At 33.8% G+C, this 18,022-nt stretch carries 13 protein-coding genes and 1 other RNA gene; 6 read left to right on the forward strand and 8 right to left on the reverse strand.

From position 1 onward, the window contains the following. Window positions 1-10 precede the first annotated feature (10 nt). Window positions 11-1,639, forward strand: coding sequence for an acyl-CoA carboxylase subunit beta (locus ACZ1AQ_RS03025; RefSeq protein ID WP_489631470.1), 1,629 nt, complete (start codon window positions 11-13; stop codon window positions 1,637-1,639). A 47-nt stretch (window positions 1,640-1,686) separates the two neighbouring features. Here the strand turns inward: ACZ1AQ_RS03025 and ACZ1AQ_RS03030 are convergent, their stop codons facing one another. Then, a complete protein-coding gene (locus ACZ1AQ_RS03030) occupies window positions 1,687-2,733 on the reverse strand; it encodes an AMP-binding protein (RefSeq protein ID WP_489631471.1) in 1,047 nt (348 codons plus the stop codon). 27 nt (window positions 2,734-2,760) lie between these two features. Continuing rightward, window positions 2,761-3,678, reverse strand: a complete 918-nt coding sequence (locus ACZ1AQ_RS03035) for a CPBP family intramembrane glutamic endopeptidase (RefSeq protein ID WP_489631472.1) — start codon at window positions 3,676-3,678, stop codon at window positions 2,761-2,763. Between the two features lie 105 nt (window positions 3,679-3,783). Here ACZ1AQ_RS03035 and ACZ1AQ_RS03040 point away from each other — a divergent pair, with 105 nt between their 5' ends. Further along, on the forward strand, window positions 3,784-4,131 hold the full coding sequence (locus ACZ1AQ_RS03040; RefSeq protein ID WP_489631473.1) for an ArsC/Spx/MgsR family protein: 348 nt from the start codon (window positions 3,784-3,786) through the stop codon (window positions 4,129-4,131). An 87-nt stretch (window positions 4,132-4,218) separates the two neighbouring features. Further along, complete coding sequence (locus ACZ1AQ_RS03045; RefSeq protein ID WP_489631474.1) at window positions 4,219-6,666, forward strand: TonB-dependent receptor; 2,448 nt, start codon at window positions 4,219-4,221, stop codon at window positions 6,664-6,666. A 118-nt stretch (window positions 6,667-6,784) separates the two neighbouring features. On the opposite strand, the gene ACZ1AQ_RS03050 is transcribed toward ACZ1AQ_RS03045, so the two are convergent. Together ACZ1AQ_RS03050 and ACZ1AQ_RS03055 are read right to left on the reverse strand one after the other, a co-directional pair. After that, window positions 6,785-6,958, reverse strand: a complete 174-nt coding sequence (locus tag ACZ1AQ_RS03050) for a hypothetical protein (protein WP_489631475.1) — start codon at window positions 6,956-6,958, stop codon at window positions 6,785-6,787. A gap of 146 nt (window positions 6,959-7,104) precedes the next feature. Next, window positions 7,105-8,310: an NAD(P)-dependent oxidoreductase gene (locus ACZ1AQ_RS03055; protein ID WP_489631476.1), complete on the reverse strand. Its 1,206-nt coding sequence runs from the start codon at window positions 8,308-8,310 to the stop codon at window positions 7,105-7,107. A 248-nt stretch (window positions 8,311-8,558) separates the two neighbouring features. Between ACZ1AQ_RS03055 and ACZ1AQ_RS03060 the strand changes: the two genes are divergently transcribed. Further along, window positions 8,559-9,761, forward strand: coding sequence for a serine hydrolase domain-containing protein (locus tag ACZ1AQ_RS03060; protein WP_489631477.1), 1,203 nt, complete (start codon window positions 8,559-8,561; stop codon window positions 9,759-9,761). A gap of 84 nt (window positions 9,762-9,845) precedes the next feature. On the opposite strand, the gene ACZ1AQ_RS03065 is transcribed toward ACZ1AQ_RS03060, so the two are convergent. After that, the gene (locus ACZ1AQ_RS03065) at window positions 9,846-11,936 is read right to left on the reverse strand and encodes a GEVED domain-containing protein (protein ID WP_489631478.1); all 2,091 of its coding nucleotides are present in this window, start codon (window positions 11,934-11,936) and stop codon (window positions 9,846-9,848) included. Between the two features lie 401 nt (window positions 11,937-12,337). On the opposite strand from ACZ1AQ_RS03065, the gene ssrA reads away from it, so the two are divergent. Then, window positions 12,338-12,734, forward strand: a transfer-messenger RNA (tmRNA) gene (gene ssrA, locus ACZ1AQ_RS03070). A gap of 84 nt (window positions 12,735-12,818) precedes the next feature. Here the strand turns inward: ssrA and ACZ1AQ_RS03075 are convergent. From ACZ1AQ_RS03075 to ACZ1AQ_RS03085, 3 genes are read right to left on the reverse strand one after another with little or no spacing between them, the layout of a single operon-like run. Further along, window positions 12,819-14,114, reverse strand: a complete 1,296-nt coding sequence (locus tag ACZ1AQ_RS03075) for a glycosyltransferase family 4 protein (RefSeq protein WP_489631479.1) — start codon at window positions 14,112-14,114, stop codon at window positions 12,819-12,821. Window positions 14,115-14,129: 15 nt separating this feature from the next. After that, window positions 14,130-15,962, reverse strand: a complete 1,833-nt coding sequence (locus tag ACZ1AQ_RS03080; protein ID WP_489631480.1) for an ABC transporter ATP-binding protein — start codon at window positions 15,960-15,962, stop codon at window positions 14,130-14,132. Window positions 15,963-15,983: 21 nt separating this feature from the next. Then, window positions 15,984-17,084 (reverse strand): glycosyltransferase family 4 protein, encoded by a 1,101-nt coding sequence (locus ACZ1AQ_RS03085; protein ID WP_489631481.1) that lies wholly within the window; start codon window positions 17,082-17,084, stop codon window positions 15,984-15,986. 348 nt (window positions 17,085-17,432) lie between these two features. Between ACZ1AQ_RS03085 and ACZ1AQ_RS03090 the strand changes: the two genes are divergently transcribed. Next, window positions 17,433-17,960, forward strand: a complete 528-nt coding sequence (locus ACZ1AQ_RS03090; protein ID WP_489631482.1) for a hypothetical protein — start codon at window positions 17,433-17,435, stop codon at window positions 17,958-17,960. Window positions 17,961-18,022 lie beyond the last annotated feature (62 nt).

Raw genomic sequence — 18,022 nt, forward strand, 5'->3', positions numbered from 1 at the left:
CTAACCAATTATGGATTTAAACTTCAATCAGAACGAAGACCACAATAAACTTCTGTTGTCACAACTACGCCATAAATTTGCAAAAGTAAAATTAGGCGGAGGCGAAAAAAGAATTGAAAAACTTCATGCCGAAGGCAAAATGACAGCCAGAGAACGTATCGATTATTTACTTGACAACCCTAATAAAAGTATAGAAATAGGAGCTTTTGTAGGAGACGGTATGTATCCTGAGCATGGTGGATGCCCATCGGGAGGAGTAATTGTAAAGATTGGCTACATACAAGGCAAGCAGTGTATTGTGGTAGCTAATGATGCAACAGTTAAAGCTGGAGCTTGGTTCCCAATAACAGGTAAAAAAAATCTTCGCGCTCAGGAAATTGCAATGGAAAATCGACTTCCAATAATCTACCTAGTTGATAGTGCTGGAGTATATTTACCATTACAAGATGAAATTTTCCCTGACAAGGAACATTTTGGGCGCATTTTTAGAAACAATGCCCAAATGAGTAGTATGGGCATCACTCAAATTGCTGCTGTGATGGGAAGCTGTGTAGCCGGTGGCGCCTACTTACCTATCATGAGCGATGAAGCTCTAATTGTAGATAAAACTGGGAGTATTTTTTTAGCGGGAAGTTATTTAGTTAAAGCGGCTATTGGAGAAAGTATAGACAATGAAACTTTAGGCGGAGCCACTACACATTGTGAAATTTCTGGAGTTACAGATTACAAAGCCAAAGACGACAAAGACGCTTTGGATAAAATCAAAAATATAGTGGGCAAAATTGGTGATTTTGAAAAAGCCGGCTACCATCGTATTCAAGCTGAAAAACCTGCTTTAGACGAAAAAGAAATTTACGGAATCTTGCCTAAAGCAAGACATGAACAATACGACATGCTTGAAATTATTAAGCGATTAGTTGATAATTCTGAGTTTGAAGCATACAAAGATGGCTATGGCCAAACTATATTAACGGGTTATGCTAGAATTGATGGCTGGGCAGTAGGTATAGTCGCTAACCAACGCAAAGTGGTAAAAACCAAAAAAGGTGAAATGCAATTTGGCGGCGTTATTTACTCAGACTCTGCTGACAAAGCAACGCGATTCATTGCGAATTGCAACCAAAAGAAAATACCTTTAGTTTTCATTCAAGACGTTACAGGATTCATGGTTGGCTCAAAATCCGAACATGGCGGTATCATAAAAGATGGAGCCAAAATGGTTAACGCGGTATCCAATTCTGTAGTACCAAAATTCACTGTGATTGTTGGTAATTCTTATGGAGCAGGAAACTATGCGATGTGTGGGAAAGCCTATGACCCTAGACTTATTTTTGCTTGGCCAAGTGCAGAATTAGCTGTTATGGGTGGAACGCAAGCTGCAAAAGTTTTAGCTCAAATTGAAGCTTCTTCTTTAAAAGCAAAAGGTGAATTGGTTGACGAAGCAAAAGAAGCCGAATTGTTTGCCAAAATAAAGGCTAAGTATGACGAACAAGTGTCTCCTTATTATGCTGCATCAAGATTATGGACCGATGCTATTATTGATCCTCTAGAAACTCGAACTTGGATTTCGATGGGAATTGAAGCAGCAAACCATGCTCCAATTGAAAAAAAATTCAATTTAGGAGTAATTCAAACATAAAAAAAAGAGCTGAAATTCAGCTCTTTTTTTTATGATATCAAATCATTTTACAATGAATCAATACTTTCTTTACGTACTATTTTACCAGTTGCAGTAACGGTAAATTTGGGGATAAAAACAATGTTTTTTGGTTTTTCATACTTATCCAAAACACTAAAAACTTCCTCATCAATTGCTATTGGCTCTCCTTCAACGTAAAGAACCACTTTTTCGCCCAACACATCGTCAGCTTGTCCGTAAACAAAATAACGTCTCGGAATATGTGTTGACAACTTCTCTTCGATTTTTTCAGGAATCAGTTTAATTCCCCCACTATTAATCACGTTATCAAAACGACCTAACCACACAAATTGTGTATCTGATACAAGTTCAACAATATCATTGGTAACTATAGGCTCAGGGTTTATCTTTTTAGCATGAACTACTAAACAATTATTCTCATTCGCAGAAACAGTCACATTTGGCAAAACAGTAAACGCTCTTTCTCCTACTCGCTTAGCAGCAATATGCGTGATTGTCTCAGTCATACCATAGGTTTCGTATATCTCATTAGGTAATTTAACCAATTCTTGTTCTAATGACTTATGAATTTTCACCCCACCAATTATTATTTTCTTGATGTTCGTCAATTTTGACAAAGAATTTTTAGCTTGTAAAGGAACCATTGCAGCAAAATCATACTTTACATCATTGTATTCCAAAGGATTTGAATTAGGTTCTACAAAGTCCATATCTAATCCAAGAATAAAAGAACGCACAAACATCATTTTCCCTGCAACATAATCAACAGGTAAACAATGTAACACTTTATTTCCTGGAGTCAAATCAAAGAAATCTCCAGTTGCCAAAGCAGAACTCACCATTGCAGCTTTCTCTACGCGAATTAATTTAGGAGTTCCAGTTGTTCCAGAAGTATTCATCTCGATGTAAGACTTATCATCAAACCAATCAATTAGGAAATCACCAAGAGCTTTTTGAAAATCGGCACCTTCTTTAATAAAAGAATAGGCAACCATACAAAGTTGTTCACGATCTAAGTGAACACCATTAAATTTAAAATGATTATGTACATTCTTATATGTTACTGTTTTCATAGTAGTAGTAATTTATTCTAGTATATATTAATTTTTTATATTTCCTGTAAGTTTTTCTTTCCAATTATTCCAACCATATTTTCTCCCAAAGATAAGCAAAAGTATCGGGTATATTAATACTAAAGGTAAGATAACGTCAAAACCAAAAGTAGGTTCGGAAACATCTTTCAAGATAGAATTCGTTTGAAAAGCTGTCCAATCAGAAGTGACCAACAAAGCACCTATTAAGTTATTTGCAGCATGAAACCCAAGGGCTAACTCCATTCCCTCATCCATTAAGGTAATAACACCCAGAAACAAACCTGTACCTATGTAAAAAAACATAATGGAATTTCCCATTTTCCCAACTTCGGGATTAAACCAATGCAACAAACCAAAAATAAGAGAAGTCATTACTAAAGGAGCCCATTTATTGCGAAACAAATTAGCAAAACCTTGCATTAAGTATCCTCTAAAGACATATTCTTCTGTTGAAGTTTGAATTGGAATTAGTACAATACCAATTATAAATAGTAGAATGAACGAGTCAAAATTGAAATTTACTTTAAAGAAATTAGGATTCAAATACCATTCAATTCCGGTAGTTACAACTCCTATTACTGCCCATAATCCAAAAGAAAAAAACACGCGTTTCCAATCTATTTTTGGTCTTGCAGTAGTGACAGATAGTATGGTTTGATTATGAAACAATCGAATTACCAAAAACATCGCACCTAATGCAAAAACAAAAGAAACCAACATTAAAAATAAAGTTGTATTGGAATCAAAGAAATGCATAATCGCTTCATTTGTAGAAGGAAAAGCAACACCTTGATTGACGGCTTTAAAATAAATTGCAATCAACATGGGCAATTGACCAACTGATGATGCTATAATCACAGCAAGTGAACCCAATAAGTACTTATAAAAATGATTTTGGTTAGTAACTCCTTGTTCTAAAAACATAGTATTAACAATTTGTTAAATAGATTTATGATACAGTTCATATACATTTGCACTCCCTAAAAGTACCCATTTATTTCGCATAATTTCTATAAAAAAATCAAAAAAATGTTACAAATTTTTCATAACAACCGCTGTGGCAAATCTAGAAATTGCTTGACATTAGTCGAATCATCAGGAAAAGAATTCGAAATCATTTCTTATTTAACTACTCCTCCTTCAGCTGAGGAGTTGAAAGTAGTACTAAACAAATTAAATATCTCACCAATTGAATTAATTCGTCAGAAAGAAAAAATATGGATAGAAAATTACAAAGGGCAAAATTTCACTAATGAAGAACTCATTAGCATCATGATAACCAACCCAATACTAATCGAAAGACCCATTTTAATTTCTGAAGAAAAAGCAATTATTGCTCGTGAGGAGGCTAAAGTAATTGACTTTCTTAAGAAATAGAGTCTTTTTTTTAACAAATTTTTATCATTTGAACATGAAACCTATTTTACCATCTCTAGTCTAAGGAGGGTAAACAAAAATTAAACAATGAAAAAACTAACTAGTATCATTACCTTATTCTTACTTTGTTTTGGTGTATTAAGCCATGCTCAACCAGGAAAAGCCAAACTAAAAGTTACCGGAAAAGTAATCGAAAAAAATTCTAAACAACCCTTAGAGTACGCAACTATTACTCTTAAAAACACTTCAAATCCTAAAATAATTGCAGGTGGAGTTACCAACAATAAAGGAGAATTTACAGTTGATGTAACCTCTGGAACTTATGACATAATTATAGAATTTATTTCCTTTAAATCTACTGAAATAAAACAAAAAAACATTACAGATAATCTTTCTTTAGGTGTTATTGGCCTTACTGAAGATGCCGCACAATTGAACGAGGTAGTAGTTCGAGCTGAAAAAACAACCGTAGACATTAAATTGGATAAAAAAGTATACAACGTTGGTTCTGATTTAATGGTTAAAGGAGGAACCGTAAGCGATGTGTTGGACAATATTCCTTCTGTGGCGGTGGATGCCGAAGGGAACGTGAGTTTGAGAGGAAATGAAAATGTAAGAATCCTTATTGACGGAAGACCTTCAAACGCTATTAATATTACAGAAGCGTTACGATTAATTCCTGCTGACGCTATTGAAAAAGTAGAGGTTGTAACCAATCCTTCTGCTAGATACGACGCTGAAGGTGGCGGTGGCTTACTGAATATCATTTTGAAAAAAGGAAAAAACCAAGGTTTTAACGGAACAATCATTGCCAACACAGGTTATCCAGATAACCATGGTTTGAGCGGAACTTTGAATTACAAAACGGAAAAGTTTAACTTGTTTACCACTCAAGGTTACAGCAACAGAAATAACCCAGGAAACGCTTTTAATAATTCAAAATACTTGAATGCTGACGGTTCAGCAAAGAATTATGTATATGAAAATCGTGAAAACGACCGATTTAGCAATGCTTACAATGGAACTGCTGGACTAGAATGGTTTATAGATAAATCTACTTCTTGGAGCAATAGCATCAATTACCGAAAAAGTAATGGCAAGAATGAGGATAACGTATTCCAAAACTATTATGACAAAGACTTTGTATACGATTATACTCGTAATCGTTTAAATAAAGAAGATAGCGATAGCGAGAATTTTGAATTTGCTTCAAATTTTATCAAAAACTTCAAAAAAGAAGGACATAAATTGAGTTTTGATATTTCCATCTCAAACAATGATGATAAAAACACTGCTTTGATAACCGATACCAATTCTGGTAATTCTAATTTAGGATTAGACAACACTATCAATAATCAAGTACAAAAAAGAAATTTATTTGTGGTTGATTATGTTTTACCACTTGGAAAAGGACAACAGTTTGAAGCAGGTTATCGAGGAGATTTCACTAATCTAACAACAGATTATCGAGTTGAAAATGGCGGTGTTGTAAACCCAAATTTCACTAATATCCTTGAGTACAAAGAAAAAATAAACGCTGTTTACACACAGTATGGAATCAAAGTAAACAAACTCTCAATGCTTTTTGGTTTACGTTTTGAGGATTCTAATATTGACATCAATCAATTAGTTACTAGTGATTTCAACAATAAAAAATATAATAACTTCTTTCCAAGTGCTTTTTTTACCTACGAATTATCTGATATGAGTAGCACATCGATAAGCTACAGTAGAAGAATTCAAAGACCAAGAGGTAGGATGCTAAATCCATTTAGCAACTTATCAAGTAACATTAACATTTTTGTTGGAAATCCAGATTTAGATCCATCATTTACAGATGCTATTGATTGGGGATACATCAAAAGATGGGAAAAAATCACACTTAATACTTCTCTTTACGTAAACAAGACCACAGATGTATTTCAATTCGCTAGAAGAGAATCGGGAGATTTCGTAAATGGAGTTCCATTAATTATTAGTTCACCAATTAATATTGGTGAGGAATACCGTACTGGATTTGAATTTACTTTAAACTATTCTCCTTACAAATGGTGGAAATTGAATAGTAATTTTAACTTCTTTGCCGTACAAACAAAAGGCGATTTCACCTATACTGATTTCAATGGCAACAAAGTAGTTCAGAATTTCGATAATGATGCTACCTCTTGGTCGACCCGATTGACATCAAAAATTACCTTGCCAGCCAAAATTGATTGGCAAACCAATATGTCTTACAACGGACCACAAGCCAATGCACAAGGCAAAAGATTAGGTGTATTTGCAATGAATTTAGCTTTCAGTAAAGACATCTTAAAAGACAAAGGAACTCTTGCTTTCAATATAAGCGATGTATTTAACTCAAGAAAGATGATTTCCGAAACATTTTTACCAGGAATAGTAAGTTCCTATTCAGAAATGCAGTGGAGAGAAAGACAGTTTACACTTTCCTTTACTTATCGTTTCAACAAAGCTAAAAACGAAAGAGAAAAGCCTAAGAAAAACATGAATGAAGGCGAGATGGAATTCCAAGGATAACCCAAATTGTGAATTAAAATTAAGACTCGTGAAAACGAGTCTTTTTTTGTTTAGCATTCAATGGTATGCATAAAAAAAAGGACTCGATTGGAGTCCTTTTTTTATAGAGATAATTAGATTATCCTAATTCTTCTTCTTGCTTTTGTTTTGCTTTTTTCTCTTTATATGCTTCCCAAGACGCACCTCCTACCCAGTAAGATAAGAAACCAACTAAGAAAAACATTAACCAAAATCCCATTGTAAGGATGGTTAAGAAAAGCAAGAAGCCTAAGTACTGTGAAAATTCAAACATGTTTTCCGGAATTTTGAATGTTGCGACAAATATAGTGGGAATATTTTTTTAAACCAATTAATTCGATAAAAAGTCCTTTTTATTTTTAGCTGTAAATCAAGAAAATTTTATAACCTATTTTTATTGAATCACATCCCATTCAAAACCTATTCTTTTCCGTCTACATAATCTTGTAAATACTGGAATCTTTCGGTTAATTTGCCGTTATGAGTCATTTTGGCTCGTTCTAAAATTCCATCAACATCATTATTGAAAAATGCTGGAATTACGTGTTGTGTAAACATTTCACCAAAACCTTCACTAGCATCTTTAGGCAATTCACAAGGTAAATTATCTACAGCCATTACCACAATAGCTGCTGGATGAAAAACATCAACTTCTTTATGCTCACTAGGCAAATAACCATACAAAGGTTCTGCAATGGTCGAAGCTCTCAAAGTACAAGCTATAGGTCCGTTTACATCACAAGAAACATCGGCAACAATTTTTATCTTACAATCTCTTGCCTGAAGCATTTTTTGCGATAAAATTTCGGGAGCCTCATTAGCGTGAAAATGACCTGAAATATAAATATCTGCCACCTTTGTAAAACGCTCAAAATCTGACTCATATTCTTTTGGATTCTTATAAAAATCTAGTGTATCCAACTTTTTACCATCGATTCTTTTGTTATAATCCAAAACATCAATTTGAGTAAATACGGGTTGCGTAAAAGTTTTGGTCAAAAAATTCTCCACAGAAACTTCCTTAACTTTCATTGCGGTCAAAATTTCTTTAACACCACTTCCTACTTTTCCTGTTCCTGTAACCACAATCTTAATAGGCGGAATAATTTGTCTCTTGAGTTGCTTTACTAACGCCTCTTTTCCATTCAAAGACTCTGCTTTTGGCATTTTGAATAATTCAAATTTAATTCCAAAAGCTCTAATAGCGTTATACCCTCCAACGATTCCGGCATAACGTCCAAAACCTATTAATCGTTTATGGGCCCCATCAACTATCGTTTCATGATCATACAACTCAATATTTTTTTCTAAAATTGTTTGCAACAATTTTCTATTGTAAGGTTGTTTTTTTATGGTATGCGAAAAAAAGAAGTATTTTTTATTTGGAATCAAAGCATTAACCGGAACCTCTTTTACACCAAACAATACTTCACAATCAGACAAATCTTCAGTAACTTCAATACCAAGATTGCGGTATTCCTCATCCATAAAAACTCGAATATCGGAAGGTTCAACTTTAAATGTCAATGCTGGAAATTGTTCTTGAATGGTTTTGACTTCATTGGGAGAAAAAACTACTCTTCTATCTGGTGGGTTTTTTCTTTCTTTGATAATTCCAAACTTCATTTTTATAGTATTTAAATTATGTAATTATTTAACTTTATTCATTTTAATTGTTACAAATATAACAATATAAAGCAAAAACAAGTGTTTTAAACCCATTATTATCAAAACACCAAAACATTAATTATTGAACACCAATAAACTATACGTAAGATATGTTTCAAAGCAAATGAAAAAGGGGATTTTTTGAAAAAAAACTAGAAACAAAAAGCAATTGATTCTATATATTTGTTTTTTTCAATTTTGATCCGATGACACTCATAAAAAAAGCAAATATAGCACAATTACTTGTCCTTTCTTTGGCCATTAGTTCTTGTGCAAAAGAAATAAAAAAGGTAGAATTAACAGACGCACAATTACCTAAAAACGTTCTTCCTATCGTAAAACCAGCACCTCAAGACAGCACAACATTACCTGTGGATTATATTAGTGCAAAAAAAGCCAAAATTGAAGCATTTTACGAGAAAAATTGGCCCAACGGAACCATGAATGGCAGTTTTCTAGTTGCTCAAAATGGACAAATCATCTTTGAAAAATATAATGGTTATACCCATATTAGAGACGAGAAAAAAATAACTCCAGATACACCATTACATATAGCTTCTGTCAGTAAAGTTTTAACAGCGACAGTTGTTTTAAAACTTGTTAATGCCAAGCGATTGGATTTGGATCAAAAAGTGAATACCATTTTACAATCGTTTCCCTATCCAGAAGTTACCGTTAGAATGCTATTGAATCATCGTAGTGGTATGCGAAATTATGCCTATTTCACAGATAGAAAATACAACATTTGGGACCGAAAAAAAACACTAACAAATCAAGATGTGTTAGACTTGATGGCCACTAAAAATGTAGGTTTAGAAGCTAGAACAGGAACCCGTTTTGCATATTGTAATACTAATTATGCAATGCTAGCTTTAATTATAGAAAAAATCACAAAACTTTCTTATATCGAAGCTATGGATAAAATGTTGTTTCAACCTTTGGGGATGACACATTCCTTTGTCTGTGACATCAAAAAAGATAAAAAAAGAATTGTACCTTCTTATAAAGCAAACAAAGTAGAAATTGGTATCGATTATTTGGATGGGGTTTATGGAGACAAAAATATTTATTCTACTCCCAGAGATTTACTCAAATTTGATCTTGCAAGAAATGCTAAAAACTTCTTAGAACCTGGATTATGGGAACAAGTTTTTAAACCCTATAGTAATGAGCGAAAAGGAACCAAAAACTATGGCCTCGGAATCAGGATGATTAATTGGGAAACAGGACAAAATTTTTATTTCCACAATGGTTGGTGGCACGGTAACACCTCATCTTATATCACTCTGCCTAAAGAGAAAGTTGTTATTATTGCTTTGTCAAATAAGATGACAAAAAACACCTATGCCGTAAGAAAACTTGCTAAATTATTCGGAGATTACCCATTTAAACTAGAAGACGAAGAATAAAATTTTTCCTTTAATAATTTAAAAACAGACCCCCCTTCAGCGATCAAATGAAGGGGGTTCTTTTGTAAAAAACTAATACTATTTTTAATTCGAAATAATCATTTTCGAAGTAAGTACTTCACCTGATCGAATCACTTTTACAATATAATGACCAGGAACCAAACCATTGGTTGTTGTTCTAATTCTATTCGCCCCTTTCTCTGATTTTACTTCTATATTTTTCTCTTCATTGCCATTTAAAGAAAAAATACGAATCGACACCTTGTCCTCTTTTTCACTATCAAACTCAATAGTAAAATCTTCTCTTGCAGGGTTAGGATACACAGCTATTTTTTTGGAAGTTGCATCATTCTCAACCACAACAGTATCTTCATTGATTGCATCTTTCAAGGCTATAACTTTGGCTGCAGAAGTAGTAATGTTTAAGGTGTAATCTTCTGTCTCACCATAGTTGTATGTCCCACAAGGAGAAGTAATCGAATTGTAACTAACAATAACACGCATTCTTACTGCACCTGTAACCGCAGTCGTAGGAGCTGTTATTGAAGGTGTTAAAATATTTCTACTAAAAATACTATATACTTCCTCGCCAGCATCAGTAAATAAACCGTTGTTGTTATAATCTATATAAACTTTCCAGTACAAACTTCTTCTAGCACTATAACCTGGTGTCAATGTTAATGTAGCTGCAGTTCCTTTAGTTATTGTAGCCGATTGCGTAGAGAAATCAGCATAGCCTCCGTTGATTCCAGAAGCATTGTTTATCGTTCCGATAGCTACTTTATCAATCCATTCACTAGTAGCACTATTTCCTTTAGAGGCACAATAAGTAACTGTTGGTGTTCCTCCTGTAGTTGTAAATGAAGTTGTTCCAGCCGAAGAAGCTCCCGATGTACAATTCCCAATTACCTCCACATTATACGCTGTTCCTAAATTAAGTCCCGATAATGTTACTGATGTAGCAGTCGTATTTGACAAAGTAGTCCAAGTAGTGGCAGCTGTTGTTTTGTAACGAACCGTGTAGCTTGTTGCCGCAGTTGATGACCAAGAGATGGTTGCACTAGTATTAGTAATTGCACTTGCCGCTACTCCTGTAGGAGTTGCACAAGAAGTTGTTCCTCCTGGAGGTGTACCGCCAAGTGTTTCTGTCAAAGTTCCGCTAATTACTTTGATATTACCCCAAGAGATTTCAGTTCCCGAAGTCGTAACCCAATTGTTTAAATCAAAAGTATTGGAACCAGCGGTATTACCCGGAATCTTAACAATCTTAACCCCTTTTCCCGCATTATTCCAAGTTAAAGGCGTTCCTGAAACAACCGTTTCTGGAGTAGAATTGGATTCGATTTGGTAGAAATAAGCGAAACTTGCCGTGGTTGGAGCAAAAACGCGTGCCAATCCGTTTTGATCGATACACACGGCTGTCTTTTCAAATACACCAATCCCTTTTGCATTCAATCCAGCTCCTAAATCTTTCCACATCCTTGCTAAAAAAGCAGTTTGCCTTCCTCTTCGATCAGGATTATCATAATGTGTATCTGTAATTACATTGGCCAAGTATGGACTGGACAAAAAATCATTTACACCTATTGTAACTCCGCTAGCGTAAGGATTTGCTAATGCTTGTGCAGAAGTAACACTAGAATTTGCTGCACTATAATAGTATTGTCCCAAAATAGCACAGCCCGCACTAGTTCCACCAACTGGTACTTTTTTGGTATTGATTAAATAATTGATTGCGTCTTCTACTGGGGTATCTTTCCAGTAGGAAACATAAGTCGCTTGATCACCACCAGCAATAAATAGCGCTTCTGCATTTCTGATTTTGGTCGCTATCGCTGCAATACTTGCTTTTGCTCTAGTATCTATAATTATCGTCTCCACTGAATTTACAGGCACACCCAATTCAGAATACATATAAGTATTATAACCATCGGTTCCCGCGGAACGCAAAACCACTACATCGCCTCCCCCAGCTTTTTGAAACATCCATCTAATAGCATCATCATTGTCAATTCCTCCACCCATCAAACACATACCACCAGTAGTTGTTGTTGTAACATCTGTGGTACTACCCACTTTCCAGCTTGTATAGGTCTGTGCTTGAACAGTTACTCCTAAACACAAGGCAAAACACAGTTGCCGAAGATTCTTGAATGTAAAATAGTTTTTTCTCATAATTATTTGTTTTTGGTTAATATTTTTTTATAAAAATAACAATAATAAAATGATATTCATTTTTTTATCTTAAAATTAAAGTCAAATTTATTATTTTTGTGATATTGATAAAAAATAACATTACTACCACCTAAGCTTTTGAGTGATTCTTAAAAAGGAATTCATTTTTTTGTTGAATTTTTCACAAATAGTATATTATTAAAACATTTTAAAACACAAACAAGGCTTTAAAAAAAAATTTTAACCAAAAACATCTTTATTTAAGTTAAAACAGAAAAAAGCAATACAAGTTTTAATAAACACAACAAACACTTATTCTCATATAGATTGTTCACTATTTTTTGTACAAACAAATACTTTTGATTTGGGTAATAAAACCTTATATTTGCAGTCCAATAAATGGGGTCGACTGGTTTTGACAGCAAGTCGAATTGAAAAGTAAGCACGTCGAGCATTGAGACCTTGCTCGGAAATATAAGATCTCACACTTTTAAACGGCGAAAATAACTACGCTTTAGCTGCATAATCCGAATTATAGTACGATTACGCCACGTTCCTACAAGGTAGGAAAGCTGGATTCTCCTTGAAAGCCTTGGTTTGTGGCGGTCAGTACAGGGGAACCGTAAAAATAAACCTAGATTACTATGAGCTTCGGGTAGTAGTCGAAATTAAGAAGATAAGTTGGATGTGGCTGTTTCTGGCCAAGCATTCAATCGAAAATTCAAGCAGAAACTAAGCGTGTAGAAAGCTTTTTAGTTGCTTGTTTGGACCCGAGTTCGATTCTCGGCGACTCCACTTTTACAATTTCAAATCAGAGCAAAAGCCTGTAAATCGTAGGATTTACAGGCTTTTTTTTATCATAAAAAATTAATCAAAAAAACACTATATAATAAAGTTTGTATACTTAAGCAACAACCTATACCTTTTTCCTTTTATTTTCCTCACCCTATTTTTAAGCATTAGAATAAACCTAATAATAACATTTTTTTTCATTCTCCGAATTTCTCTCTTTAGGTTTTGATTTTCAGCTTTTGCAGCTTGTAATTTGTTTAAAAAAAAGGTGTACTGATTATGATGAACTACCAAATCATCAAAATTGGCATAGAGGTACTCTACTCTTTCCTTAATGATTGAACCAATTGTAAAAAAAGACAATCTATCTTTTACAAATTGGCTTGCATTTATAGCTTTCATTTCTCTTAGCGCTACATTTTCAAAAACCATTCGAAGTTGTTCAACTGCATCATCAAGTAAAGGATTACCCCAAAGGGTTTTGGAACAAAACGTCGCATCTGAATTTTCAATATATCCAAGTTCAAAATCTACTAAAAAGCTATTATCTTCATTCATGAACTCAGTGTTTCCTGAATAATTCGTTGCGACAACTGGTTTGCCTAGATACATAGCCTCGGCTAAAGTTAATCCAAATCCTTCGGCATGATGCATAGAAACATAAGCATCGCAAGATTGAATTAATTGATTAACACCATCTTTATCTAGTGCAAGCTCGTAAATTTTAATATTATTAGAGAGGCATTGTTCCAAACGTTGTCGGCTTTTTTTATGTTTTGATGCACCAACGGTCTTGATAACCAATTCTACATCATCTCTATCACCAAAAGCTTTTTTGAATGCTTCAATCAAAAAAAAAGGATTCTTTCTTTCTACCGAACTGTGATAACTGAATATGAATAAAAAGCTAAACTTAGTGTTATCGATATATTCTACTACCTGCTGGTTCAAAACGGACTGAATTTCAACTTCAACAGGGTGTGGTACTATCTTTATAGGATTAGGAAATGTTTTTTTGAATATGTTTTTGCAATATTCTGAGGTGGTCCAAATTTCATTAAACAGATTTAAATTTTCTGCTAATTCAGGAGCCATATATTCTGATTCCCAAACCATAAAAAGAATGGAATATCTTTGTTTAAAAAAATAAGGATCAATTAGACCAAAAAAGGATTCCAAATCATTTAACGAGATTTGCACTAAATTGATGGCATACAGCAATGCATACTGATAATCCGAATCGTTTTTAATCTTATCATAATTGATTAAATTGACTGGAATATCGTGTTTTTGTGCGGCTTTTATATTCAACCTTACCGCCTCTCCTAGTCCAAACATACCTTCTGTATATCCTACTACGTTAATTCCTTTTTGATAAGTTTGCATACTTTATAAAAATAGTTAGTTGACTTCTAAAGATTGAAGGGAAACCAAGTTTTTATATGTCCCATTCATTTTTAATAACTCTTCATGATTTCCTTGTTCTACAATCATTCCATTATGCATTACAACAATTAAATCCGCATTTTGAATGGTAGATAATCTATGAGCAATCACTATTGATGTTCGATTTTCCATCATATTTTCTAGAGCATTTTGTACCAATTTTTCAGATTCTGTATCCAAAGCAGAAGTCGCTTCGTCAAGAATCATGATGGGGGGATTCTTCATTACAGCTCTACTAATTGCAATTCGCTGACGCTGACCTCCCGAAAGCAAAGAACCACCATCACCCACATTGTTTTGATACTGTTTAGGGAAATCCGAAATAAAACCGTGAGCATTGGCAATTTTGGCTGCTTCTATAATTTTTTCTTCACTGCTATTTTCGATTCCCAAAGAAATATTATTCGCAATGGTATCATTGAATAGAATAGAATCTTGGGCTACAATTCCCATTTGTTCTCGTAGCGATTTAGTTGCAACATCTCTAATATCGATTCCGTCAAAAGTGATACTTCCTTCGGTTACATCATAAAAACGGGTAATTAAATTGGCAATAGTAGATTTTCCGCTACCAGATTGTCCAACAAGAGCAATAATTTTCCCTTTTGGAATAGTCAAATTAAAGTTCTTCAACACATAGTCATCCTTGTACTTAAAGCTTACATTATTGAATTTTATTTCGTGTTGAAAATCTGTTATTTGCTTCGCATCGGGTTTGTCTTGGAGTGGATTTACAGCATCCAAAATAAACGCTACTCGTTCATAAGCCGCGCTACCTCCTTGAAAGTCATGAAGTGCCCGAGTAATCGCTTTGGCTGGTGTTAAAATTTGATAAGCCAATCCCATGTAAGCCAAAAAAGCACCGCCACTCAGGGACTTATCGATAAGCACCAGCGATCCTCCGTAGACCAGTAAAATCGAAATAACAAGTATTCCCAAGAATTCACTTATAGGAGAGGACAAACTCATGATTTTTCCAACAGTATTGTTTAGTGAATTGATGTCGTTAGTAAAAGCATTAAATTTTTTGGTAAAAAATTGTTCCGAGGTGAAATTTTTAATGATTTTTATGCCTCCCAACGTTTCTTCTATATTCGAAATCAAATGACCTTCTAACTCAAAAATGTTACCCGACTGGCTTTTGATACCTTTCCCAAGCTTTGATATTAAAAATCCAGAAATTGGGATAAAAAAGAACACAAAAATGGTTAATTTCCAGCTGATAGCAATCATCCCCACCAAAGTAAAGATGATCGTCAAAGGCTCTCTAATCATCATCAAAACGTTCATAAACGAGACTTTAATTGTATTGATATCAGAAGTCATTCTAGCAATAAGATCTCCTTTTCTTTCATTAGAAAAAAAACCAACATTAAGCGAGATTACTTTTTTATAAACATCTTGTCTTAAGTCTTTTAAAATACCATTGTTTAGATACGTCATATACACTATCGAAAGGTAACTGAACAAATTCTTTAGCAAAAAGGTACTCAACACAAAACCAACAATGGTAATGAGAGTAACCAATGGTCCACTAGTTTCGTTAAGGTGCGTAATGTAGAAATTGAGATAATTTTCTATGTAATGAATATCAAAATCTTGAATTCCGTTAAAGGCTGGTTTTACTCTTATTTTTTCACTCTCTTCGAAGAGTACTTTCATCATTGGAAGCAAAGAAAGCATAGAAATAGAAGAAAAAAGAGCGTATAGAATATTAAAAATGATACTTAAAATTTGGAACTTTTTATAGGGAATTAAATATTTAAGAAAGCGTTTAAAATTCTTCATTTACTAAAATTAAAATAGAGTTTATTGACTTAAAATACTTTTATAAACCGTCATGTATTCTTTGGCAGCCGATTCCCATGTAAATTTTTGAGCTCTTTTTTTATAGGCTAATACATAATATTCTTTGTCTTGCGAATAGCTATTCATACCTTCAACAAAAACATCGGCCATAGTCTCGGGATCAAAATTGTCCCAATAAAAAGCCTGTTTCCCACCTATCTCAGGCAAAGAAGTCTTATTGGATAAAAAAACAGGCTTACCAAATGTCATGGCTTCAAGGACCGGAAGTCCAAAACCTTCTCTCAAGGAAGGAAAAGCAAAAGCAAGGCAATTTTTGTAATAATAGATTTTGTCTGATTCTGAAATTGTTCCAAGTAAAAAAACTCTATCTTCTAATCTATGATGTTCTATTCTTTGCTTTAAAACCTCAGCATATCCTGTTTTCAATTCTCCTGCAATAACCAATTGTATATCTGGCAAAAATCTCAACATATCGATTAAAGTGTGAAAATTCTTTTTCTCTACCACCTGACCAATTGAAAAAATAAATGGCTTTTGAGGAATAAAACCCGAACAAACATTATCGAAATGATTCGCACAATCATAATTTAGATTATTACCATTGTAAATTACATACTCAGGAACATTAGGAATATCAAAATGAGCATGTGTACTCGTTTTGGCATATTCAGAAATATAGACAATAGCATCACTTCGTTGGATTTTATTTTTGAATTGATTAATTCTAAAATCTAATTTATCACCTTTATCTTCTTCTAAAAAGTTGACATCGTGTATGGTCAAAAGATAGGGTACTGACAAGGAAGCGGGTTCAATTTTTGTATTTTGGTTTACTGAATGCCATAAATTAACATTCTTTTTAATTCTAAAAAAAGGATATCGGGTAATGGGTAAATAAGTATTGTAAGAAACACGTGCCCCTAACGCTTTCTTCACCATGTTGTTGTTACAATTCAGTATAACTTCATGTTCATTTAAAAATTCGGTTTCGTAGCTTAAAGCTTTGGCTAAATTAAAATTGAATTGACCAAAACCCGTATGTAATTTTTTGATGTTGTGTGTTTCAAGAAATATTCTTTTGGTTGCTTTAGTTTCTTTCATACTACTTAGTGTATTGGGGTTAGTATAGCTCACACCTTGTAATTACTTGATAAAAACTAAATGTTTACATCACAAATTTGAAGGTATATGCTGTAGAGAAGTAAAAAACCAAATGGTTGCGTCGAAAAAAAACTGTAGTGTGTAAAAAAACCATAAAATGAATTACGTTTTACATTAAAAACAGAAAATAATTAAACTGAAAAGCAATACAAACAGTCCTAAATGTTTTTTATAGAATACCAAATAAGCACTGAAAAAGGAACATTCTTTGGTTTATATTGGTTCCAAACGAGCTATAGTTCTCCTGTTTTTTTGTACCTTACAACAAGTTATATCTAATACACTACCATGTCAAGACGAGATCGACTACAGCAAATGCCTTTGTATCAAAAGGCTGAACAAATTTTAAAAATCACGATGGGTCTAGTAGAAATTGTTCCAAAAGACAATGAATTTTTGCAAGAAACCACCGTGCGTTTTATGATGGAAAATGCCATGATTATTCCAGCGAAGATTGCTGGCGCTAGCGCTATTGATTTGTATGATTTAAAAATGGAAAATGCTACGCTAATACGAAAAGCTGCCAGAGAATTATATGTTCAAGCGGGCAGTTTACGCTATGAAGAAGGTATCACAGACAAAGATTACATTCGGTTATTAAGAAGCGAAATAGAGGAGTTCAGACTTTTGTTTGTGGACTGGGTAGAAAATTTTGATCAATGGAATTATATCAAAGACAATTGGGGCTTGTTTAATCCGCCAGGCGTAAGTGCTCACGACAAAGATCCTGACGAGGATATTCCTTTTGACCCTAACGCTTTTTTTGAAAATATGGGTGATGACGAAGATAATGAGGAGGAAAATGATGAGGAATGAAAACTCTTTGATTTCCTAAATCTGTCAAGGATAGTAACGGAAAGCCCGTAAAGGAAGCTGTT

The organism is Flavobacterium sp. UM26 (genome assembly GCF_057922445.1).